The sequence below is a fragment of the Frondihabitans sp. 4ASC-45 genome, from assembly GCF_049472575.1.
In the GTDB taxonomy this organism is placed as follows: Bacteria; Actinomycetota; Actinomycetes; order Actinomycetales; family Microbacteriaceae; genus Frondihabitans.
In genome coordinates this window covers 18,231-40,314 of record NZ_JBCEBN010000007.1, presented here as the reverse complement: position 1 = coordinate 40,314, position 22,084 = coordinate 18,231, and the positions used below count along the sequence as shown (strand labels likewise).

Here is a 22,084-nt window from a genome sequence, read left to right as displayed (position 1 = left end):
CGCGTTGCAACGGGCCGGTGCGGGTGGTTTGCGTCAGGTCGCGCGGGCTATGAGGATCCACACGATGATTCCGATGATTGGCAGTAGTACGAGGAACGTGATCGGCGGAGCATTCCGGTTGTTAATGCTCTTTCCAAAGGTCAGAAGGAAGACTCCGACGGCCAGCGGCACCAGCGAGAGTGTCGTGCCGATGCTTACGAGAACGAGCGACAGGGTGGCGAGGGCGAACGCCGCCGCGCATCGCAGGTGGACGGAGTCGAGGCGTCGGCGGCGCGTGGTGCTGGCTTTCATTTCACTTCTTTTCGCAACTGGCGGACCCAACCCGCTGCGAGCGGAAGAACGGTCCAGAGGAGGAGGGACGAAAGGGCAGGGCCGATGCCGACTGTCTCGAGTCCGGAGGATTCCCAATCGAGGTTGGGCTTTAGCAGCCACTGGCTAAACGCCAAACTCGAAATCCACGGGCCGACGTCAGGAAAACGCAACGAGATGAAGACGTCGTACGCGACCGGCACAAGAAGTGTCACTGAAATAGCGAGTGCGGGTATCAGGAGGAGGTACCCCATTGCGACACCCGTGAGGGCGGCTGTGATGGCCAAGACGAGAATCGACCAGAGGGTTTTGGCGAATTCGGCCCAGTCTGTCGCCTGGAACGCCGCCGGGTGCATTACGACAAAGATTGCCATCGTAGTCACGACGATGGCGCTTGCCAGCAGCAGGACGAGCAGGACGGTCGCCGTCAAGCGTGCGACGAGGATTCTGCTCCTGCGCGGTACCAGGGAGAAGGTCGTTACGGTGGCCCGTTGGCTCCAATCGCTGGTAGCCGAGAGAGCTGAAATAACAGGCAAGAGAAACGGCAGAGGTATGAGTGCGGACCCCACGAAGCTGTTGAGGTCCGGTTCTCCGGTTGACGCAAGAACTGCGAAGCCTGCTGCGAGAACGAAGATGACTGCGAGCAGCACCAGCGCCGACTTGGTGTCGACGCACTTGCGTAGCTCTATGTAGGTCAAGCGCGGTAGCCAGGTCATTGTTTGGGCCGCCCAAGCAGATCGAAGAGCGCGGAATCGTCGCCAGCCGCATGCTCACCCGACGTGGTCTCCAAGAAGAAGTCCTCGAGGGTTTGAAGGGGAGCAGAGGTAAGGCTCTCGATCGCGATAGTCGAATCCCGTGCGATTCGACCGACGATGTCTGGCGCAGCCTCCACGAGAAGAGCGGTGTGATCGGTGTTCGCGTGCGCGTTGATGCCTCGCGACGTGAGGCGCTCGCGGAAGAGGACGTCGTTTTCGGTCGAGACAACTGACTCATGCGCGGGGTGGAAGGCCCGGGCCTCTTGTTCTCGCGCCCGGCCACGATCGATGACGATGAGTTTGTCAGCAACCATTTCTAGTTCCGCCAACTGGTGACTCGACACGAGGGCCGTCCCGCCCGTTGCGGCGAACGAATTCAGGAGTTGGCGGAGCCACCGGATGCCCTCGGGGTCGAGTCCGTTCGCAGGCTCGTCCAGGATCAAAAATCGCGGCGCCCCAAGAGTCGCGACGGCGATTCCAAGTCGCTGGCGCATGCCCAGTGAGAGAGAACCCACCCTCTTGTTCCCGACTGACTCGAGGCCGACTGCTGTTTGACAGGCCCGTGTTCGAGCCTTGCTTACCCCGATAGTGAGAGCGGCGAGCCGCAGAGTCTCGCGCACCGTACGGCCGTCATGGTGAGCCGAGGCGTCCAAGAGAACACCGACGGTGCGACCGGGATTATGGAGGTCGACGTAGGGGACGCCATCGAAATAGGCCTGCCCGGCGTCGGCTCTCGTATGACCGAGAATCATCCTCAGCGTTGTGGATTTACCTGACCCGTTGGGGCCGACAAACCCTGTGATGGTGCCGCCTGCGCAGTCGAAAGAGGCCGCATGGACTGCAGTTTTGCCTCGATAAGTTTTGGTCAGCCCCTGCACGGACAACTTCGCTGACGGTTGGTGGAGCACGGCGTTTCGCATGCAGTTCCCTTCACCAGGAGTGGGGTCGGGGGSGCCTGTCAGGCGCCCCCGACTTCTATCAGTGGAAGTGGTTCCAGATATCCCAAGCTCCAACGATCGTTCCGAGCCAGTTGACTGCGGCCACGAGTGGCTTCCAGACGTACTTGACGAACCACGAGTAGGCCTTTTTTACGCCGGCCACGAATTTTGACCATGCACCCGGAATGCCTTTGATGATGCGGATGATCGCGTCGAAACGTCCGCGAGTTTCTCCCGGAGCCTGGGGCGACGCCGATTGCGTGGGTGTCGGCGCCTCCGTTGGGGTGGGAGGCAGCACCTGGCTCTTAGAACCCAGATACGAGGCCGCGGATGAAGCAGGTGCCAGGGTGCTTGCGGAGGCCGACGATGCGGCTCCGATCCCCAGCAGTGAGGGTGCCACCAATACAAGTGTCACCCCGGCCTTGTATCTCCATGCTTTCCGGGTAGTATTATTTTGCATTTCACTGACTTCCGATATCCACCCCCAGGCCCTCTAGGGGTGGTGCGCCGAACCAGCTGCAACTGGCGAGGCGGGCCTCGGGCTCCACCATGGGAGTCGAGATGAAAAGTAGTATGTCATACGTCTAACATTGGACATCTCGCCCGACGCAAATCGGCCATTCCGACCCGGCGCGCCGCGTCGAAATGGCCGATCCGCGTCGCTTCGCACACGCCCGCGGAACCGTGCCCCCTGGAATGGGGGTGAGCAACGGTTAGTCCGCCAGAAGGGGGACACCTACAGTTGCATTCATCACCGGCGTGAACACCCCTTCCGGAGGCGCCCGAATCGCCTCAGGATGCACCCGGTGACGAGTGGTGGCCGTACCCGCGGCCACCGAAGAAAGAGGCATCTGACATGGTCAGTTCCCGAACCCGATCCGCCCGAATCATTCACGCGCTGTTCCGTGAGGCCCCTCATCTGCAGTCGACCATCCTGACGGTCGGCCGCGCCGAGGCTGCCCGCTGGGGCAGTGCCCGTCGTGTCATCACCGTCTCGAGCGGAGCCGAGACCCTCTCGGCCGCTTGGTACATGAACGAGGTCTGGCACATCGGCCGCATCAGCCTGAGCCACGGTCACGCGCGCATGTCGCCCACCCGCGTTGTCGCGAGCGACCACGATGTCGTCGAGGCGCTCGTCCGCACGGTCGAGCAGCGGGCCGAGTCGAGCCCGGTAGCCAAGGATCCGGCAGCCGCCGCTGAACCCAGAGTCCTCGCGGGCCACTTCGCCTAGCGCGTCCTGAGGGTCGCGGCCCGGCTCTGCTGAGGCGACGCGAATCGGCCGACGTCGCGCGCCGCGGCGCTGTGACCTTGGCCGATTGGCGTCGCTTCGGCGGGGAGGATTGCCGGATCCTTGGGTTTCAGTGCTGTGCAGCGGAAGTCTCGAGCAGATCGCGCACACTGCGGGGCGCGCGACCCAGTAGTTCGCCGAGAAGGGGGTCGGTTCCGGCGAAATAGCCGCCGGCCGCCGCCTGATACATGCCCAGCAAGAAGTGCGCCATGAACTCCGGCTGGCCCGATGCGACCTGGGCGGCGATCCACGCGTTCTCTCCGAGCACCCGGGTCTCGACCGGACGGCCGGCGACCTCGGCGGCGATGGATGCGACGTCGGTGAATGTCGGTGCAGCGGGGGCGGTCACCGTCGTCGGGCCGTCGTAGGCGCCTTCGGAGAGCAGGATCCGGGCGGCGGCCTCCGCGGCATCCTCCCGGGCGGTCCACGACACGGGCCCGTCTGCCGGAACCGAGATGACGCCGGTCTCGCGCCAGTCGCCGAGGAACCAGGCGAGGCTGTGGGCGTAGAAACCATTTCGCAGGGAGGTCCAGGCCACGCCCGACTCGGCGAGAAGCTGCTCGGTGGCGAAGTGGTCGCGCCCAGGGCCGAAGGGTGTGTCGGCCGCGGCGCCCTGGTGACTCGTGTAGAGGATCCGGCCGACGCCCGCCAACACGGCCGCCTCAATGGCCGATCGGTGCAGCTGCACGGCATCCGCCTGCGGGTCGCTCGACGACACGAGCAGGAGCTGGTCCGCGCCTTCGAATGCTGCCGGGAGGGATGCCGGATCGGAGTAGTCCCCCTGTCTGATCTCGACGCCCTGCTCGGCGAAGCGCGCGGCCTTCGCCGTATCGCGAGCCACGACGACGAGCTCGGAAGCGGGTCGGGCGAGGAGGAGGTGGTCGAGGGTGGCGCCGTTCAGAGCGCCGGTGGCGCCGGTGACGATGATCATGGTGGGCCTTTCGAGTAGGTGATATCGATGGAATCAATTACAGGCTATCAAGGGAATCAAAGCGTTAGCAAGGATGCGTTATCGTCGATACGTGACCGACATCAGGATCCCGGCCGACACCCGCGAGCGCATCATCGACGCCGCTGCCCGGCTGCTTCGCGAGCGGGGCCCAGGTGCGCTGACCACCCGGGGCGTCGCGCAGGAGGCGGGCGTGCAGGCGCCCGCGATCTACCGCCTCTTCGGTGACAAAGACGGACTGCTCGAAGCCGTCGCCGAGCACGTCATGGCCGCCTACGTGACGACCAAGGCGGCGATCGTCGAGGAGGCCGAGGCCGCACGCGTTGACCCGGTTGTCGATCTCCGAGCCGGCTGGCAGGCGCAGGTCGAGTTCGGGCTGAGCAACCCCACTCTGTTCCGGTTGTTGAGCGACCCGGATCGGGTGGTGACCTCCCCGGCGGCACGCTCGGGCAAGGCTGTGCTCGAGGCGCGCATGCACCGGGTGGCGGTTGTCGGCAGGCTGAAAGTCTCTGAGCGCCGGGCCGTCGAGCTGTTTCAGGTCGCCGGGGTCGGGTTGATCACGACTGTCTTGGCGACACCGCCGGAAGAACGCGACCCCCGGCTTGCCGACGCCGTGCTGGACGGTGTTCTCGCACAGATCCTCACCGATGCTCCGGTCGTCGCCGATGGGGAAGCGCTGCCGACCGCGGTCGCCTTCCGCGCGATGGCGCCGACGCTGGCGGGCCTGAGCTCGTCGGAGCGCCTGCTCATGGTCGAGTGGCTGGATCGGGCGATCGCGGCGTCGGAGGGGTAACCCTCGCGTCCGTGGCTGCTCTCGCCCCTATTTGACCTCTTTGCGAAGCTGTCTCGCGAATCCCGCGGCCATTGGCGCGACTGTCCAGAGCGCGAGGGAACACAGTGCCGGACCCAGGCCGATACTCGTTTCGTTGGGTGCCAGCCATTGATCGTCATTGCGCTCTTTCGCTTCATTGCGGTTGGGCTGGACCCGCGCCCGAGGGGAGGCGACTTTTTTGTGCGCCGGATGCACTGTTGCACATCTTGCGCGTCAACGCATAATTGACATTTCTTACATCCGTGATGAAACTGGTGAAGACGCGCGCAGGCCTGCCCCCAGATGTCGGGGCCCCGGACGGAAGCTGATCGACGATGACCTACTACAGAAATCTCGCTGTCGCCCTGCGTTCGAGAAGGCTCCCTGAAAATGAGATCGCCCTGGTTCTCTGCGAGACCTACCGCGAATCCATCCGTACGGGCATGAGCGCCGAGCAGCTTGTCGGAGCGGCAAATGAGTACGCTGCGTCATTCACCCGGGGGCAGGCCTACTCCCCGGGTCATCGTCTAGCAGCTCTAATGGTCATCGTGGCGGCGGCACTCGTCATCGGCCAATCGGCCCTCTACGCGTCGCAACGGGTGGGCCCTGAACCAGGCACGCTGGCATTCTGGCTCGGGCCTCTGCTCGCCGTAGTACTTGGCGTCGGCGGCGGCTGTCTCCTTGATCATCGACTGCCCCGCAGGTTTCGCAAAGAGTGCCTTAGCAAAGCCTGATTCGCGTCGGTTCGCTCAGGAGGAGTGCTTGGCGGTCCAGTCGGCGAAGGGGGCCGTCGCGTTCGCGACCTGTCCCTGCTCAGCGGGCAGTGATCGATTCTCGATGCTCTTGGTGTATTCGTCGTAGAACGTGCCCAGGCTCATGAGACGGTTGCCGTCTTCGTAGTGCTCGGCCTCTTCCTCGCGCGAGACCGCGTAGATCACGCGGTCGGGCTGGGCGTAATAGAGGGCGCCGAGACACATCGGGCACGGGTAGGCGGTGACGTAGGCGTCGAAGCCGCGGAGGTCGGTGATGCCCTGTTCGGCGGCCATCCGGATGGCGCGGATCTCGGCGTGCGCGGTGGGATCGCCGGTCTGAGCGACGTGATTCTGCGCCTCGACCACGACCTCCCCGTCGCGGACGAGCAGGCAGGCGAACGGCTTGCCGCCCTGGTCGACGTTCTCCTGAGCTCGTTGGACGGTCAGGGCGGTGAAGGTGTCGTCGCGATCGGTCATGACTCCGAGCGTGCTCTTCGGCGGCTGGCCCGGTGCCGAGGATTCGGGGGACGAGCGCGGCGAGGAGGTGTCGGGCCGCCGCTAACCGACGAGGATCGGCCAATCCGACCTGGCGCGCCGCGTCGGAATGGCCGATTCGCGTCGATTTCCGCGCCACCTGAGCATCGGTGAAGGGGTCGCGCCTACCATCTGCCGAAAGTCGGGGATTCCCGGCGCGAGGTGTTGAGAAGGGAACGTCATGTCCATTGGAGACAAGGCAAAAGATGTCATTCAGAAGGCCGCCGGCCACGCTGAGGAGTTCGTCGGCAAGAAGACCGACGACGACGAGCTGAAGCACCAGGGCCAGAAAGACCAGGCCATGGGCGAGGCGCGCAAGAAGACCGAGGACGTCAAGGACAACCTCAAGTAACGACGCATTACGACACGACCCCCGTCACCTCTCGAGGTGGCGGGGGTCGTGGCGTTGCGCGAGGGCGCGACGCCGCGCTATGCGACGCGGAACGGCCAATCCGACGCGCCGCGGCACGTCGGATTGGCCGTTTCGCGTCGGGCTACCCAGAGCCGAGCCCCGCCTACGCGTCGAGCGCGATCCCGGCCGGCACCACGGCGTCGAGCTCGGCCCACAGCGCCTCGGGCAGAGCGGCGGTGGCGTCGTCGATGGCCGACTCGAGCCGAGGCAGGGAGGAGACCCCCACGACGGTGGAGTGGATCCTTGGCTCGCGAATGCTGAACTGGAGCGCCGCCGTCTGAAGCGGAATTCCGTACGAGTCGCAGACGCCCTGCAGGCCGTTCACGGCGCGGAGGATCTCGGGGGTCGCGGGCTGGTAGCCGTAGGAGCCGGCGAAGCGCGGGTCACCGGTGAGGATTCCGCCGCCGTACGGTGCCGCGTTCGTGATGCCCATGTTCCGAGCGGTCGCCGCGTCGAAGAGGTCGGAGGCCGACCGGTCGACGAGTGTGTACCGGTTGTGCGTGATGAGGGCGTCGAAGAGGTCGGTCTCGACGAACTGCTGCAGCATGCCGACGGGGCCGCCCGAGATGCCGATCGAGGAGACGAGCCCCTCCTCTTTCATGGCGACGAGCGCCGCGACCGGGCCGTCTGCGGCCATCGCCGCGTCGAACCCGATCGTCTCGGGGTCGTGCAGGTGCATCACCTGGATGTGCTCGAGGCCGAGCCTCGACAGCGACTCCTCGAGGGAGCGTCGCATCCGGTCGGTCGAGAAGCTGCCGGTCGCGACGTCGCGGTCGAGTTTCGTCTGCACGACGAGGTCGTTGCCGACCGACCCGTCGACGACCGCGGACGACGCGGCCAGGGCGCTGCCGATCAGCGGCTCGCTGCGCCCCTCGCCGTATTCGTTCGAGGTGTCGAGGAAGTTCAGAGTCGACCCGCCCTGCGACGCCGCACCGAGACGCAGCGCGCCGATCGCCCACGACCGTGCGATCTCGGCGATGCGCACGTCGGCGTCGGACTGCGACTCCTCACCCTTGGGGCGGCCCCACGACGATGTTCCGATGCAGAGGGGCGAGACCGAGAAACCGGTTCGGCCGTAGATGCGCTGTTCCATCAGTACTCCAACTCATATGACACGCAGGCGAAGCTGTCGGACGACGGTGCCCACGAGTTCATGTTCAGTGTGCCCTGTCCGCCGGTGAGGTGGAGCACATCGCGCTGACCGGAGCCGTCGGGCTCCATCGACCGGATCACGACGTCGACGTCGCTCGCATGCCCCACGGTGCCGGGCGGGAACGACAGGTAGACGACCCGTGACCCATCGGGCGACACCTTCGGAAACCAGTTGACGCGCTCGTCGTCGGTCAGCTGCTTGACACCTCGACCGTCGGGGCGCATGCGGTGCACCTGCGAGTGCCCGCGCGTCGATGAGCCGAGCTCCGAGCCGAAGTAGAGCCACCCGTCGGGTGACCAGTCGCAGCCCACCGAGTCGGCGGTCCAGCCGCTGAGGCGGGAGACCTCCCGCGTGCCGAGGTCGAGCAGAAACAGCCCGCTCACGAAGTCGAGCCCGTCGCGACGCTCGGCGCCGGTGAACGCGAGAGTGCCACCGTCCGGCGACTGCCCCTGCAAGAAGTAGCCGAAGACTCCGTCTCGATCGGGCGAGACCTGCACCGGCTCACCACCCCCGACGGGCACGGCGAAGAGGTGCCCGGTGGTCTCCGACGACGAGTAGATCGTTGCCCCGTCGCGCGAGACGAGATGGTCGTTGTTGTGATCGTCGAGGGCCCCCGAGGCGATCGGGGTCGGCACCCCGCCGGCCGCGGGCACGCTGTAAAGGCGGCCCGCGGCGTTGACGATCAGCGACAGCCCGTCGGGCGTCCAGTTCGGTGACTCGTAGGCGACATCGTGCGACTCGTGGACCACCCGAGTCGTGCCCGTGACCGGGTCGACCACCAGGATCCTGCACACCTGTCCCGGGGCCAGCGTCCGCCAGGCAACCTCCTGCAGGATCGGGATCACGCGTCGTCGCGCAGCACGACCGCGTCTCCGGCAGTCACGACCGTGCCCGTGGGCAGCGTCGCGTCGCGGTCGGTGTGGTTGATCCAGGTCGTGAACGTCACCCCGTCGGCTCGGCGCGACACCCGCTCGACACCGCGGAGTGCGACCGGCCCGGCCTCGACGCCGGCGTCGGCGTAGGCGCCCACCAGCACGTCGGCGAGCTGCTCGGCGGTGAAGTCGGTCGAGAGGTACCAGGCGTGACCGGCACCGAAGGAGTTCCGCGTGACTGCCGCGCCGCCCGCCATCGGGCCGTCGACGTAGGCGTCGATCGACTCGGCACCCTGCAGCAGGATCGCGTCGGTCCAGCGGCTGCCGACCGCGCCAGAGCTCAGCTGCACCGGGGTGTCCTGGGGAAGCGGGCCGAACTCCTCGACCGTGAGCCCGAGCACGTCGCGGAGCGCACCGGGCATCGCGCCGTCGTGCACCGTGTCGTGCGAATCGACGATGCCCGTGAAGTACGACGAGACGAAGGTGCCGCCGGCCGCGACGAACGCCTCGATGTTCGTGCGGGCTGTCGTCGAGATCAGGTAGAGGCTCGGAGCGACGACGAGGTCGTACGTCGAGAGGTCGGCTTCCGGGTGCACGAAGTCGGTCGTGATGCCGTCTTCCCAGAGGCGCGTGTAGAACGTCTCGATCTGGCGCCGGTGGGCGAGCTCGACGCTCGGTCGCCACTCAAGATCCTGCGCCCAGAACGACTCCCAATCCCAGAGGATCGCGACCGACGCGTGCACGCGGCTGCCGACGGCGGGTGCGAGCGCCCCGAGCTCGGCGCCGAGGGCGACGGTCTCGCGGAACACCCGCGACGTCTCGCCCGCGTGCGGCAGCATCGCCGAGTGGAACTTCTCCGCGCCGTAGCGGGAGGCCCGCCACTGGAAGAACAGGATCCCGTCGGCCCCTCGGGCGAAGTGCTGCAGGCTGTTGCGGCGCAGCTCGCCGGGCTGCTTGCGCAGGTTGCGCGGCTGCCAGTTGACGGCCGAGGTGGAGTGCTCCATGAGGATCCAGGGACGCCCGGCCGCGAGCGAGCGGGTCAGGTCTGCATCGAGTGCCAGCAGCACATGGTTGTCGGTGCGCTCCGCGACGAGGTAGTGGTCGTTCGAGACGATGTCGACCTCGTTCGCCCAGGTCCAGTAGTCGACCGACGGGCAGTTCGTGGCCATGAAGTTCGTGGTGACCGGGATGCCGGGCGACAGCCGGTGCAGGATGTCGCGCTCGCGGCGGAAGCACTCGAGCAGGGCGTGGTTGGTGAATCGGGCGAAGTCGAGGCGCTGCGATGGGTTGACGACGGTGGCGGCGGTGCGCGGGGCGTCGATCTCGCTCCACGCGCCGTAGCGCTGACCCCAGAACGTCGTGCCCCAGGCGCTGTTGAGTGCGTCGAGGGTCGTGTAGCGGGCTGCGAGCCAGAGGCGGAAAGCGGCGACCGACGCCTCGTCGTAGCTCTCGGAGATCGGGGCGCCGTATTCGTTGTGGACGTGCCAGAGGGTGACGGCCGGGTGCGAGCCGTAGCGCTCGGCGAGAGCCGTGACGATGCGGGTGGTCGCCTCGGCGTAGGCGGGTGAGCTAGGGCTGGCCATGCCGCGCGAGCCGAAGCCGAGGGGCACGCCGTCGCGGGTGACCGGTCGCGCCTCGGGGTACTTCGCCCAGAACCAGGCGGGCGGCGATGCCGTCGGGGTGCCGAGGTCGACCGCGATGCCGGCCGAGTGCAGCAGGTCGATGACCTCGTCGAGCCAGGCGAAGTCGAATTCTCCCTCGCGGGGTTCGAGCAGCACCCACGAGAAGATGCCGATGCTGACCAGGTTGACCCCGGCCTCGCGCATCAGACGGATGTCGTCGTCCCAGACCTCGCGAGGCCACTGCTCGGGGTTGTAGTCACCGCCGAACGCGATGGTGGAGGTGCCGGGGAGCCAGCCGCTGCCAGTGCCGGGGATCGTCTCGGGCTGGGTCGTGGTCATTCGGTTCTCCTCGCTGAAAACAGGGCTTGGCCCGGCTGGAACTGTTACCGGTTACGGAACTGTAACCGGTGACAGAGTCGAGTATCACTGCAAAAGACGGGCTTGACAAGCCGGTGTCAGCGTGACGTACTGTAACCGCTAACAGTCACAGGGCCCGGCACCGGGCGTGCACAGCAGCCGACGCGAAGACGCTCGGCACTCAACGAGGAGGAACAATGCGCAGAACCATTCGCGCCGCAATCGGAGCGGGCGTCCTGGCCGCGGCTCTGGTCATGACCGGCTGCTCGAGCAGCGGATCGTCGAGCAGCAACGACGGCAGTCTCGGCACCGCCGACAAGCCGGTCAAGCTGACCTTCTGGGGATGGGCCCCCAACATGGACAAGGTCGTCGACACCTGGAACTCCACCCACAAGAACATCCAGGTCACCTACGTCAAGACCGACGCGGGCGACCCCGCCGTCACCAAGCTGCTCACGGCCATCAAGGCAGGATCCGGGGCTCCCGACCTCATGCAGGCGGAGTACCAGAAGATCCCGACCCTAGTGTCGGCCGACGCCATCATCGACATCAAGAAAGACGTCTCCGATGCGACGACGTCGAAGTTCTCGGACGGCGTCCTGTCGTCGGTGACCCTAGGATCCGACGCGCTGTACGGGATCCCGCAGGATTCCGGCCCCATGATGTTCTACTACCGCGCTGACATCTTCAAGAAGCTCGGGCTCTCCGTGCCCACCACCTGGGCGGAATACGCCGACGCTGCGAAGAAGGTGCACGAGGCCGACCCGAAGAACTACCTCGGCACGTTCTCGTCCGCCGACGCCGGTGAATTCGCCGGTCTCACGCAGCAGGCCGGCGCCTCCTGGTGGGGCTCCGACAAAGACTCCTGGTCGGTCGACATCGACTCGGCCGCGACCAAGAAGGTCGCGTCGTTCTGGGGCGGACTCGTCGAAGACGGCGTCATCGACAACCAGCCGCAGTACACGCCCGAATGGAACAAGGGCCTCGCCGCCGGCACGCAGGTCGGCTGGGTCAGCGCCGTCTGGGCGCCCGGCGTCCTCGCCGGCAATGCACCGAAGACCGCCGGCAAGTGGAAGATGGCGCCGCTCCCGCAGTGGACCGCGGGCGAGCAGGCCACCGGCAACTGGGGAGGGTCGGCCGTCGCGGTCACCTCGCAGTCGAAGAACGTCAAGGCCGCCGTGCAGTTCAACACCTGGCTCAACACGAGCAAGACCGCTGTCAGCCAGATGGTGACCGACGGCGGGCTGTACCCGGCCGACACGGTCGACTCGAAAGAGGCCCTCGCCACCGGCAACGGCTTCTTCAAGAACCAGCCCGATTTCTACACCCAGGCCGCCAAGATCGCCGAGACCGTGAAGCCCTTCACCTACGGACCGAACGTCAACGTCGCCTACTCGGCATTCAATGACCAGTTCGGCAAGGCAGCCCAGGCCAAGAGCCAGCAGGCGTTCCTCGACGCGGCCGCGCAGATGCAGAAGATCACCGTGGCCGACCTCAAGAATTCCGGCTTCACCGTCAAATAGCAGCGTCCACTCCTCAGGGGCGGGCCCGAAGTCAGGGTCCGCCCCGCCCCCTTCCCCCAGGAGGACTAGAAATGACCACCACCGTCGACGTCGACCAGACCGCCCCCGGGCGCGATCCGGCGGCGAAGCCGTCCGCGCCGGCCCCCCGGGCCACCCGCCGTCGCCGTTTCAATCCGACCCCGTACGCGATGCTCGCCCCCGCGGCCATCCTCTTTCTCGTCTTCATGGCGGCGCCGATCGTCTACACGCTGATCCTCAGCCTGCAGAAGACCGAGGTGCAGGGTCTCGGACTCGGATCCGGCGCTCGAAAGACGGTCTTCGCGGGCTTCTCGAACTACGCCGCGGCGTTCTCCGACCCCGACTTCCTCGCCAGCGCGGGCCGAGTGGGCCTGTACGGGTTGATCCTGGTGCCAGCCATGCTGGTCCTCGCGCTCGTCTTCGCGCTGCTCCTCGACTCCAAGCGCACCCGGCTCGCCGGCTTCTCGCGCGTGGTCATCTTCCTGCCCTACGCCGTCCCCGCCGTCATCTCGAGCCTGCTCTGGGGATTCCTCTACCTGCCGAGCGTCAGCCCCTTCGTCGACCTCGCGAACGCGCTCAACCTGCCGTCGCCCGACGTCCTCTCGCAGGGCACCGTGATCTTCGCCATCGCCAACATCGCCCTCTGGGGCGGCGTCGGCTTCAACATGGTCGTGATGTACACGGCACTCAAGGCGATCCCGACCGACCTGTACGAGGCCGCTCGCCTCGACGGGGCAAGTGAGATCCGCGTCGCCCGCGCCATCAAGATCCCGATCATCCTGCCGTCGCTCATCATGACGGCGATCTTCTCCCTCATCGCGACCCTCCAGGTCTTCGCCGAGCCGACCACGCTTAAGCCGCTCACCAACTCGATCTCGAGCACCTACACCCCGCTCATGAAGGTCTATCGCGACGCCTTCATCCGCAACGACGTCAACTCGGCCTCGGCGACGTCGATCATCATCGCCGTCACGATCTTCGCGCTCTCGTTCGTCTTCCTCCGGGTCGTCCAGCGCCGCGCCTTCCAGGAGGAGAACTCATGAGCACCGTCACCAAGCCCCTCTCCTCGCGCTCGTCGATGGGCCGCCCGCCGTTGGCCAAGAACCGATCGGGTCGGATCGGCGCAAACGACAAGACCAGCTACACGTCGACGAGCATCCTGCTGCTCGGCGCGCTCTACTGCCTCCTACCGCTCGCGTGGGTACTGATGGCATCGACCAAGTCGGGCGGCGACCTGTTCACCAGCAACACCTTCGTGCCCTCGGGTCACCTGTTCGACAACATCGTCGAGCTCACCCAGTACCGGGGCGGCCTCTACTGGCGCTGGATGCTCAACACGGCCCTCTACGCCGGTGTCGGCGCGTTCCTCTCGGCGGCGGTCTCGGCCTTCGCCGGTTTCGCCCTCGCGAAGTACACCTTCAAGGGCAAGCAGGCCACGTTCATGGTGCTGCTGGCCGGCGTGCTGGTGCCCGGCGTGATCCTGGCGATCCCGCAGTACTTCCTGCTCGCGCAGGTCGGCCTCACCAACACCTACTGGGCCGTGCTGCTGCCGCAGATCATCAGCCCGTACGGCATCTACCTGGCCCGCATCTATGCGGGTGCCTCGGTGCCGAACGAGATCATCGAGGCCGGTCGCACCGACGGGGCGAGCGATCTCCGCATCTTCCTGCGGCTCGCGGTGCCGATGATGGCGCCCGGACTCGTGACGGTGTTCCTCTTCCAGTTCGTGGGCATCTGGAACAACTTCATGCTGCCGTACATCATGCTCGGCGACGACCGCCTCTACCCGATCACCGTGGGGCTCAACGGTCTGCTCAACCAGGGCTCGACCGTCCCGGCGCTGTACTCGCTGGTGATCACCGGAGCGCTGCTCTCGATCATCCCGCTCGTCGTGCTGTTCCTCGTCCTCCAACGGTTCTGGAAGGTCGATCTCGGTGCCGGAGCCGTCAAGTCCTGATCCCGTGGTCTCGGCGATCGACCGCAATAGACTGCGAATCGTGACCGAGACCGCCAGGCGACCGACGATCCGCGACGTCGCGTCGGTCGCCGGGGTCTCGAGCGGCACCGTCTCGCGGGTGCTGAACGGGCGCAACTGGGTGAGCCCCGAGTCGAAGGCCGCCGTGCAGGCCGCCATCAAGAAGACCGGCTACCGCGTCAACGGTGCGGCGCGGAGCTTGGCGATGAGCCGGTCGAACACGATCGCCTTTTTGCTGACCGAGACCCAGGCGGTTCTCTTCGAGGATCCGAACTTCGCGGCTCTCGTGCGGGGAACTTCCGCCGAGCTCGGCAAGCGCGACATCTCGTTCGTCTTGATCATGGCGGGAGACGAGGCCGAGCAGAACCGGGCCCTGAACTACGTGGCGGCCGGCCACGTCGACGGCGTGCTCCTCGCCTTCACCTCCGCCCACGGCAACCCGCTCGTCGAGCGCCTCATCCAGGCGAACGTGCCGATGGTCTCGGCGGGTCAACCCCTCGGCTTCGAGGGTGAGCTCGGCGTCGTGGCGGCGGACGACCTCCAGGGCGCCATCGCGATGACGAAGCATCTGCAGAGTCGCGGTCGCACGCGCCTGGCGACGGTCGCCGGCCCGCGCGACACGCCCGGTGGGCGGGCCCGGCTCGAGGGCTACCGCCGTACCCTCGGCGACGACTTCGACGCGGCTCTCGTGCGGCACGGTGACTACACGCGCGATAGCGGTGTTGCGGCGATGCAGTCGCTTCTCGAGGCCGACCCGACGATCGACGCGGTCTTCGCCGCGAACGACGCGATGGCTGCGGGTGCGATCGACGTGCTGCTGCGGTCGGGGCGCCGCGTTCCCGAGGACGTCGCAGTCGGCGGCTTCGACGACTCGGCCTTCGCGACCTCGACCCACCCCGCGCTGACGACCATGCGTCAGCCCTTCGATCGCATCAGTGCCGAGATGGTCCGGGTCCTCCTCGACATCATCGACGGCGCCGGCACCTCGACGATGATGCTGCCCACCGAGCTCGTCGTTCGCCAGTCGACCTGATTCGCGGTTGGCGACGGCAGCGCTACTCGCCCGGATAGGCGTGCCGGTGGGTGGTTTTCCACCCACCGGCCCGCCCTAAGCTCCAGAACCGGCGCAGGAAGTGAGCCGTTTTCTGCTGCTGTTTACCTTCGGCCCGGAGTACTGGGCGAGTTCAGCCTGCGCGTAATACTGGGCGGTCGTGCTGTTGTCACACCGTTTCGTCGTTCCAGACCAGGTGCGTGCCGTCGTCGGCTTTTTCTTCTGGTTGTAGAACGCAAGGGCGTCCGGCAGGGCTGCGTAGTAGTGATAAACACGCACATTCAGGTATTCGGGGATGTTCGCGAAGGAGCATCTCGCGCTTCCGGTCCCGAGGATCCGCCCCTTGGAAGTACCGATCGACGCGCCCGTCGGGGAGCATGTCGCCTTGGGCGTTGCTGCCGCGTGCGCGGGTGTGGGGATCAGCACACCACTCGCAGTGAGCGCAGTGGCAGCGAGGAGAGTGACTGCGGTGAAGACTATTTCCACGAGTTTCCTTTCATTGAGTTGCCCGATTTTCGGGCGCGGGTCGCCGACTGTCATGTCAGCGAGGCCTGGGAAGACGAGCGACGAAGGGTCGCTATGAACACCGCGCACCCACCGGCGAGAACGGCGCCGGTCGTGGTCGTGGTCGCCGGCTGGAGCGTCGGCTGAGCAAGGACGGCCCATGGCCGAAGGCCCCCGGTGGCGGTGACGCCGACCACCATGCACGCGATGACATAGCTGCTGAGGGGGAGCCAGAACCACGAAGAGCCAGGTAGCCGAGTGGCCAGGAATGCGATTCCGAGGCACAGCGCGTAATTTCTCGCGAGGACCGCACCGTAGGAGCCGTCACGGAACAGTGCTGTTGAGACCCCCATGGTCATGCCCATCGGGATGAGAGTGCCCGCGACGAGGCGGAAGCCGACGAGGGTCGCCGACGATCGCGCGCTCTGCCGGGCCAGGAAGTCGGCGCGCGACCCGGTGCCGTGTGTCGTCACTGCCGCGGCGACAGCGGGGAGAACCAGGCCGAGAGGCAGTGCGTAATTCAGCTGGGGGCCGCTGGGCACGAAGACGGTACGGGAGAAGACTGCGGCCAGCATGACGACCGAGGTCGCGAGGGTGTGAAACCAGAAGCGGTACGCCGACAAGTGAAGCCTCACGGAATGTCACCGACGCGCAGGGTGCCCGCGCAGAGGCGGCCGAGGTTGTCGTGGAGGAACGCTGATCGAACCTTGGGTGTCAGGGCTGCAAGTCGGTCACGACCCTTCTCGAGGCTCGGATCGCCGAGAAGGAGGCTTCCGTCACCGGAAGCCCAGGCGAGCACGACGGCGGTGGCATTCGAGTAATACCGGTCTGGTTGCACCCCAGGCGTGTCCGAGCAGATGCTCGCAGGGCTCGAAGGATCCAGGGCGCCCTGCAGGAGTTCGAGGGAGTCGCGCTGTTGCCATCCGTCGGCCTGATCGTCCATATGAAGCGACACGGCTCCGCGAGACGCTGAGCCCAGGACGCCACGGGGGCGGAGCTCGACTTTCTCAAAGGAGAACGGTGTTCCGGAGACGCGACGCGAGAGCGTGGTGAGGGCCTGTTCGACCGAGTCGCGCACGGGCTCGTAGTCGGCGGTGAGGCACAGGAGGGGCTTTTCGCCCTCGCAGACGAATGGATGTGCCTGGACCAGAACGGTGGGCTGGTCAGTTCTCTGTGCCAGGAGCCCGCCGGTGAGGACCGCGACGATCGTCGTTGCGGCGGCCACGACTGGGGGCCATGAGGTGTCTCGGACGACGACGACCAGGCACAGTGCACAACCAAGGAGGAGCAGGGCTGTCAACCACAGTGCTTGGGCAGCGATCAGGCCCACGTTGAGGGCGTAAAAGGGCTCAACGATCTGCTGGAATGTGGGGCTCAGCATCGCTCGGCCCGTGCTTGTGAGCGACCCCTGCAGAAAGACGAAGGCGCAGCCGACATAGACCGCGACCGGCGTCAGCACCACGGTGAGAAAGTAGGGCACTGCGAGCCCGATAAGGAGGCCCGCCGCCGCGGCCGCCATAACGGCGACAGTGCCGCACAGCGCCCAGATCCAGACGGGCCCACCCGGTGGTACGCCGGCCACGCCGATCGGCAGATGGGTGACGATCCCAATCGCGGCGAACACGAGCACCCCGACCGAGACATTCGCAGCCAGGAGCATCGTTATGGCTCGAACCCCGCCGTCGCGGCTGTGGCGCCACTGCCACCGGAGGTTCGCCGACCGAATCGCAGTGCCGTCCCAAGCGGCCAATGCCGAGACGAGTGGGATGACGATCGTCAGACTGGAGATCCACGCAGACGTGCGGTTCTGCCAGAGGTACACGCCCGGCCACACCTGGTTCGTCGAGACGAACGAGCCCACCCCCACGACAGCGATCGCGACCACCAACGTCCGCGACGACCTGACAGCGAGCCAAAACGGTGCTGTGCCGTGCCTCATCGGCCGAGTACCCTGCGATATGCGGAGTCAAGGTCACCGTCGGCCACCGCGGCAAAGGCGGCAAATGACGAGCTGTGCGCGACGGTGCCGGCCTTCAACGCCACCACATCGGTGCAGACATCTGGCAGGTCGTCGATCAGATGTGTCGACAGGATCACGTTGGATTCATCGCCCAGCGAGGCGATCACTCTGAGCATCTGGGATCGCTCCTCCGGGTCGAGCGCGGCCGTCGGCTCGTCGAGCACGACCAGATCGGGTCGATGGACAATGGCTTGGGCGATGCTCAGCCGCTTGGCCTGTCCGCCGGACAGGCGCCCGGAGCGTGATGACGAGAGGTCTTCGAGATTCGTCAGCGCGAGCGCACGGGAGACCGACTCGGGGCGGGATCGGTAGTGAATGCCCTTGAGCCACGCTGCGTATTCCACGGCCTCGCGCACAGAGTGGTTCGACACGAACTGCGGTCGCTGGGGCTGATAGCCGACGGTGGCTCGAATTTCCCGTCGTCCCGATCGGGTCGACAGGTCTGAACCGAAAACCATGATTCGACCCGAGTGGATGCGTCGACCTTCGCCAATGCACGAGAAAAGAGTGCTCTTACCCGCGCCGTTCGGCCCCACCAGGGCCAAGACGCCACCGGTGAACGACAGGGAGAGGTCGTTCAAGACAGGGCGGAACGACCGTCGAACCGAGACACGATCGAAATCGAGGCAATCGCTAGCCACGGGCACCACCCTGTGTGTCGAGAAGACGGGCAGAAGGCTCTGCCGACTCGAATAATGCTAGATGTTAAATTTCGAGTATTGAAAGTGACCTTCTGTCGTCAAGGTGGCCCCCGCTCGCGGCTAGACAGATCCGTCTGGCAAAACCCGCGTGTTTTGTTGTGAAGTCACTTTGAGTCTGGCAGGCTCACTCCAACTCGACCGTGATTCACCTTCCCCAAAGGAACTACGTGCGCCCATCCCGCCGGTCCGTCGGAACGCTCTGCGTCGTCGCCGCCGCCACCATCGCCCTCGTCTCCACCCCACTCACCGTCGCCTCCGCGGCACCGGCGAATCCCCTCGGTTCCGCCTCCAAGACCGCTGATCTGCTCAAGCTCAGCTCGCCGCTCCGCGAGGCCAAAGGATCCGTCGCCGCCTTCATTCGCGTATCGGGCACCGGCGCGCTGAGCGTCGATGCCTCGGCCAAGGGCGGCAAGCTCACCGGACGACCCCAGTCGACCGCCGCGAAGAACCGCGTGAGCGCCATCCGCCAGAACGCGGCGGCCGTCACGAAGGCGCTCGCCGCCCAGGGCCCGAAGGTCACGACGCTCTACACGACCGAGTACACCGTTCCCGGTGTGGCCGTCATCGCCGACGCCGGCTCGCTCGCCACCATCGCCGCCCGCTCCGACGTCGTGAGCATCACGCCGATCGCGCCGAAGAGCATTCCCACCCCCGTCGCGACCAAGGGGGAGGCCTCGCCGCTGAACTCGACGTCCGACGTCTACACCCGCGCCGTCCAGGCCTGGCAGCAGACCGGGCACACCGGCACCGGCGTCAACATCGCGGTCATCGACACCGGCCTCGACTACACGCACGCCGACTTCGGGGGGCCCGGAACGACGGCCGCCTACGACGAGGCTCTCTCTTCGACGGGAGCGCCGGATCCTGCGCTCTTCGACTCGGCGAAGTTCCTCGGCGGCACCGACTTCGCCGGCCCGACGTACGACGCTGACCCCTCGTCGCAGGCCTACGACCCGGTCCCCAACCCCGACGCCAACCCCATTGACGGGCGCGGAGGCGGACACGGATCCCACGTGGCCGGCACCGCGGCCGGCTTCGGCCTCGATTCTGACAAGAAGACCTTCACGGGTGACTACACGAAGCTCACCGAAGACGAGGTCAAGACCATGTCGATCGGCCCGGGCACCGCGCCCGACGCCGGTCTCTACTCGCTCAAGGTGTTCGGCGACGGCGGCGGCTCGACCGACCTCACCGGCGCAGCCCTCGACTGGGTCGGCCAGGCGCTGACCGAGGGCAAAGACATCAACGTGATCAACCTCTCGCTCGGGTCCGACTACTCGAACCCGGACGACCCCGACAACGCCAAGATCGACTCTCTCGTCGCTCGCGGTGTGCTGCCCGTGATCGCCAGCGGCAACGCCGGCGACTTTACCGACATCGGTGGCAGCCCGGGAGACGCGGAGAACGCCCTCACCGTCGCGGCGGCCACGACCGGCGCCGCCGTCTTCGACGGTGTCGACGTCACCGCTCCCTCGTCGGTCGCCGGCACGATTCGTGCCCAGTACTCGATCTCGTACACGAAGCCGCTGGCGCTGACCGACGGCGTCGTCACCCTCCCCAGCGCGGCCAACGCCGCCGGCTGTGACCCGTACACGGCCGCCGACGCGGCCAAGGTCAAGGGCAAGGTCGTTCTTCTGAAGTGGACCGACACCGCCCTCGAGTGTGGTTCGGTCAAGCGTTTCGACAACGCCACCGCGGCCGGCGCCATCGGTGTGCTCCTCGGCGGCTCGGTCAACGTGTTCGACGCGGGCATCAGCGGCAACGCCGTCATCCCCGGAGCCGAGATCACCAAGGACGCCTACGCGAAGCTCCTCCCGGCCGTCACCGCCGCCGAGGCCGGGGGCACCCCCGTCACGGTCTCGTTCAAAGACTCGCTGCGGCTCTTCGACCAGGCGATCGACTCGACGCTCACCGACACCCTCGCGACCTTCTCGTCGCGCGGCGTGCACGGCTCCTACTCGAACATCATCAAGCCCGACGTCGCCGCCCCCGGTGTCAACGTCGTCTCGGTGAGGTCCGGCACGGGCACCGACCGCGAGGCCGAGAGCGGCACCTCGATGGCCACCCCCGACACGGCCGGCATCGCCGCGCTGACGTTCGAGGCGCACGATGGTTGGAGCGCCCTCCAGGTCAAGCAGGCGGTCATGAACACGGCCACCCATGATCTGAAGAACGCCGCCGGAACCCAGTACTCGACCCTGAGCCAGGGAACCGGCCGTATCGATGCGCTCCAGGCGGTCACCAACCAGGTGACGGTCACCTCGACGCAGAACGCCGGTCTCGTGTCGGCGTCGTTCGGGGTCGTCCCCGTCTCGGCTGCAAAGACCGCGACCCGCACTTTGACGCTGCACAACTCCGGCAACGCCTCGCAGACGTTCACGACGTCGTACAGCAGCCGGATCACGCAGCCGGGTGTGAGCTTCACTCTCTCGGCGCCGAAGGTCGTCGTCCCCGCTCGCGGTGACGCCACCGTCACGCTGACGATGAAGATCGACCCGTCGAAGCTGCGCAAGGTGATCGACCCGACGCAGGCCGCCACGACGAAGGTCAGCGGAGTCGACTTCGTCCGCGAGTTCGTCGCAGCCGCTTCCGGCTACGTGAAGTTCGACTCGGCCGATCGGGCCAAGTCGGGCCTTCGCCTGTCGGTGTTCGCCGCTCCCAAGCCGGTCTCGGCCAACACCGCGACCAGCCCCGTCTTCGCGAAGTCGACGAGCACCCAGGCGACGCTGAAGATCTCGGGTACGACGCTCAACCAGGGAACCGGATCGCAGGCCTACCTGGGCCTCGCCGCCCCGTTCGTGCTGGGGGCGAACAGCGGGAAGCTGACCTTCCCCACGGGAAGCCCGAAGCAGAGCCTCGCCGGCGCCGACATCCTCGCGGTCGGAGCATCGAGCAATGCGCCGAACCTCACCGACAAGAACAAGGGGATCGTCTCGTTCGGCATCAAGACCGCCGGCCCGATCGCGAACCCCGGTCTGGACGGAGCCCCGGAGGTCTTCATCGACACCAACCGCGATGGCACCGACGACTTCGTGTCGTACGTGACGAAGTCGGCTTCTGTCGACGCGACGTTCGTGGCCACCGACAACCTGTCCACGAACGAGACGGTCGACCTCCAGCCCTACAACGCGAACTACCTCGATAAAGACGTGAACACGTTCGACAGCTCCGTGGCAGTCCTCCCGGTCTCCCTCGCCGCCCTCGGCTACACGACGAAGTCGAAGTCGACCGCGTTCAACTATCACGTCGCGACGTTCTCGAACTACGCGCCGGGCCTTGCCGAGACCGACAGCACCGTGGTCGACAGCACCCACTCCGCCAGCTTCGATGCGCTCAAGCCGTCGCTCTGGTTCTCGCAGAAGAAGGCCGACGACCTCGGCGGAGTTCTGCTGCGCGACCAGTCGCCGGGCATCGCGGTGCACCGCACCAAGGCGAGCACGAAGCAGATCCTGCTGCTCCACCTGCACAACGCGGTCGCCAAGCAGGCGCAGACGGTGACGGTGACCACCAAGAAGAAGTAATGGCGGGCGACTGACGCCG

The 22,084-nt window shown here is 66.4% G+C and carries 22 protein-coding genes; 9 read left to right on the top strand and 13 right to left on the bottom strand.

Features of this window, described 5'->3' with window-relative positions:
* Positions 1-33: 33 nt before the first annotated feature.
* Genes VH571_RS11690 through VH571_RS11675 form a run of 4 tightly spaced genes read right to left on the bottom strand, consistent with a single transcriptional unit; the run spans position 34 to position 2,417 of the window.
* The gene (locus VH571_RS11690; RefSeq protein ID WP_423264720.1) at positions 34-291 is read right to left on the bottom strand and encodes a hypothetical protein; all 258 of its coding nucleotides are present in this window, start codon (positions 289-291) and stop codon (positions 34-36) included.
* Complete coding sequence (locus tag VH571_RS11685; RefSeq protein WP_423264719.1) at positions 288-1,007, bottom strand: hypothetical protein; 720 nt, start codon at positions 1,005-1,007, stop codon at positions 288-290. The genes VH571_RS11690 and VH571_RS11685 overlap by 4 nt, the downstream gene beginning before the upstream one ends.
* A 14-nt stretch (positions 1,008-1,021) precedes the next feature.
* Complete coding sequence (locus VH571_RS11680; RefSeq protein ID WP_423264718.1) at positions 1,022-1,984, bottom strand: ATP-binding cassette domain-containing protein; 963 nt, start codon at positions 1,982-1,984, stop codon at positions 1,022-1,024.
* Between the two features lie 58 nt (positions 1,985-2,042).
* Positions 2,043-2,417 (bottom strand): hypothetical protein, encoded by a 375-nt coding sequence (locus VH571_RS11675; RefSeq protein WP_423264717.1) that lies wholly within the window; start codon positions 2,415-2,417, stop codon positions 2,043-2,045.
* Between the two features lie 441 nt (positions 2,418-2,858).
* Here VH571_RS11675 and VH571_RS11670 point away from each other — a divergent pair, with 441 nt between their 5' ends.
* The gene (locus VH571_RS11670) at positions 2,859-3,233 is read left to right on the top strand and encodes a hypothetical protein (RefSeq protein WP_423264716.1); all 375 of its coding nucleotides are present in this window, start codon (positions 2,859-2,861) and stop codon (positions 3,231-3,233) included.
* A gap of 127 nt (positions 3,234-3,360) precedes the next feature.
* Here VH571_RS11670 and VH571_RS11665 read toward each other — a convergent pair whose 3' ends face one another.
* Positions 3,361-4,221: an NAD(P)H-binding protein gene (locus tag VH571_RS11665; RefSeq protein WP_423264715.1), complete on the bottom strand. Its 861-nt coding sequence runs from the start codon at positions 4,219-4,221 to the stop codon at positions 3,361-3,363.
* A gap of 91 nt (positions 4,222-4,312) precedes the next feature.
* Here VH571_RS11665 and VH571_RS11660 point away from each other — a divergent pair, with 91 nt between their 5' ends.
* A complete protein-coding gene (locus VH571_RS11660; protein WP_423264714.1) occupies positions 4,313-5,032 on the top strand; it encodes a TetR/AcrR family transcriptional regulator in 720 nt (239 codons plus the stop codon).
* Between the two features lie 353 nt (positions 5,033-5,385).
* A complete protein-coding gene (locus VH571_RS11655; RefSeq protein WP_423264713.1) occupies positions 5,386-5,784 on the top strand; it encodes a hypothetical protein in 399 nt (132 codons plus the stop codon).
* Positions 5,785-5,799: 15 nt separating this feature from the next.
* Here the strand turns inward: VH571_RS11655 and VH571_RS11650 are convergent, their stop codons facing one another.
* Positions 5,800-6,279, bottom strand: coding sequence for a nucleoside deaminase (locus VH571_RS11650; RefSeq protein WP_423264712.1), 480 nt, complete (start codon positions 6,277-6,279; stop codon positions 5,800-5,802).
* A 238-nt stretch (positions 6,280-6,517) separates the two neighbouring features.
* Between VH571_RS11650 and VH571_RS11645 the strand changes: the two genes are divergently transcribed.
* A complete protein-coding gene (locus tag VH571_RS11645) occupies positions 6,518-6,688 on the top strand; it encodes a CsbD family protein (protein WP_123940423.1) in 171 nt (56 codons plus the stop codon).
* A 163-nt stretch (positions 6,689-6,851) separates the two neighbouring features.
* Here VH571_RS11645 and VH571_RS11640 read toward each other — a convergent pair whose 3' ends face one another.
* The 3 genes from VH571_RS11640 to VH571_RS11630 are packed head-to-tail and all read right to left on the bottom strand — an operon-like array spanning position 6,852 to position 10,734.
* On the bottom strand, positions 6,852-7,841 hold the full coding sequence (locus tag VH571_RS11640; protein WP_423264711.1) for an aldo/keto reductase: 990 nt from the start codon (positions 7,839-7,841) through the stop codon (positions 6,852-6,854).
* A complete protein-coding gene (locus VH571_RS11635) occupies positions 7,841-8,746 on the bottom strand; it encodes a TolB family protein (protein WP_423264710.1) in 906 nt (301 codons plus the stop codon). Before VH571_RS11635 ends, VH571_RS11640 begins: the two co-directional genes overlap by 1 nt.
* A complete protein-coding gene (locus VH571_RS11630; RefSeq protein WP_423264709.1) occupies positions 8,743-10,734 on the bottom strand; it encodes a beta-galactosidase in 1,992 nt (663 codons plus the stop codon). The genes VH571_RS11635 and VH571_RS11630 overlap by 4 nt, the downstream gene beginning before the upstream one ends.
* Positions 10,735-10,949: 215 nt before the next feature.
* Here VH571_RS11630 and VH571_RS11625 point away from each other — a divergent pair, with 215 nt between their 5' ends.
* The 4 genes from VH571_RS11625 to VH571_RS11610 all read left to right on the top strand — a co-directional run bounded on the left by VH571_RS11625 (position 10,950) and on the right by VH571_RS11610 (position 15,301).
* The gene (locus VH571_RS11625; protein WP_194606208.1) at positions 10,950-12,275 is read left to right on the top strand and encodes an ABC transporter substrate-binding protein; all 1,326 of its coding nucleotides are present in this window, start codon (positions 10,950-10,952) and stop codon (positions 12,273-12,275) included.
* Positions 12,276-12,346: 71 nt separating this feature from the next.
* The gene (locus tag VH571_RS11620) at positions 12,347-13,336 is read left to right on the top strand and encodes a carbohydrate ABC transporter permease (protein WP_423264708.1); all 990 of its coding nucleotides are present in this window, start codon (positions 12,347-12,349) and stop codon (positions 13,334-13,336) included.
* A complete protein-coding gene (locus VH571_RS11615) occupies positions 13,333-14,250 on the top strand; it encodes a carbohydrate ABC transporter permease (RefSeq protein ID WP_423264706.1) in 918 nt (305 codons plus the stop codon). The genes VH571_RS11620 and VH571_RS11615 overlap by 4 nt, the downstream gene beginning before the upstream one ends.
* Positions 14,251-14,290: 40 nt before the next feature.
* A complete protein-coding gene (locus VH571_RS11610; protein ID WP_423264705.1) occupies positions 14,291-15,301 on the top strand; it encodes a LacI family DNA-binding transcriptional regulator in 1,011 nt (336 codons plus the stop codon).
* 75 nt (positions 15,302-15,376) lie between these two features.
* Here the strand turns inward: VH571_RS11610 and VH571_RS11605 are convergent, their stop codons facing one another.
* Genes VH571_RS11605 through VH571_RS11590 form a run of 4 tightly spaced genes read right to left on the bottom strand, consistent with a single transcriptional unit; the run spans position 15,377 to position 18,424 of the window.
* Complete coding sequence (locus VH571_RS11605) at positions 15,377-15,859, bottom strand: hypothetical protein (RefSeq protein WP_423264704.1); 483 nt, start codon at positions 15,857-15,859, stop codon at positions 15,377-15,379.
* Positions 15,856-16,458: a hypothetical protein gene (locus tag VH571_RS11600; protein WP_423264703.1), complete on the bottom strand. Its 603-nt coding sequence runs from the start codon at positions 16,456-16,458 to the stop codon at positions 15,856-15,858. The genes VH571_RS11605 and VH571_RS11600 overlap by 4 nt, the downstream gene beginning before the upstream one ends.
* Positions 16,455-17,762: a hypothetical protein gene (locus VH571_RS11595; protein ID WP_423264702.1), complete on the bottom strand. Its 1,308-nt coding sequence runs from the start codon at positions 17,760-17,762 to the stop codon at positions 16,455-16,457. The genes VH571_RS11600 and VH571_RS11595 overlap by 4 nt, the downstream gene beginning before the upstream one ends.
* Entirely contained in the window at positions 17,759-18,424 is a 666-nt protein-coding gene (locus VH571_RS11590; RefSeq protein ID WP_423264701.1) for an ATP-binding cassette domain-containing protein, read from the bottom strand. The genes VH571_RS11595 and VH571_RS11590 overlap by 4 nt, the downstream gene beginning before the upstream one ends.
* 287 nt (positions 18,425-18,711) lie before the next feature.
* Between VH571_RS11590 and VH571_RS11585 the strand changes: the two genes are divergently transcribed.
* Positions 18,712-22,065: a S8 family serine peptidase gene (locus tag VH571_RS11585; RefSeq protein ID WP_423264700.1), complete on the top strand. Its 3,354-nt coding sequence runs from the start codon at positions 18,712-18,714 to the stop codon at positions 22,063-22,065.
* Positions 22,066-22,084: the final 19 nt, after the last annotated feature.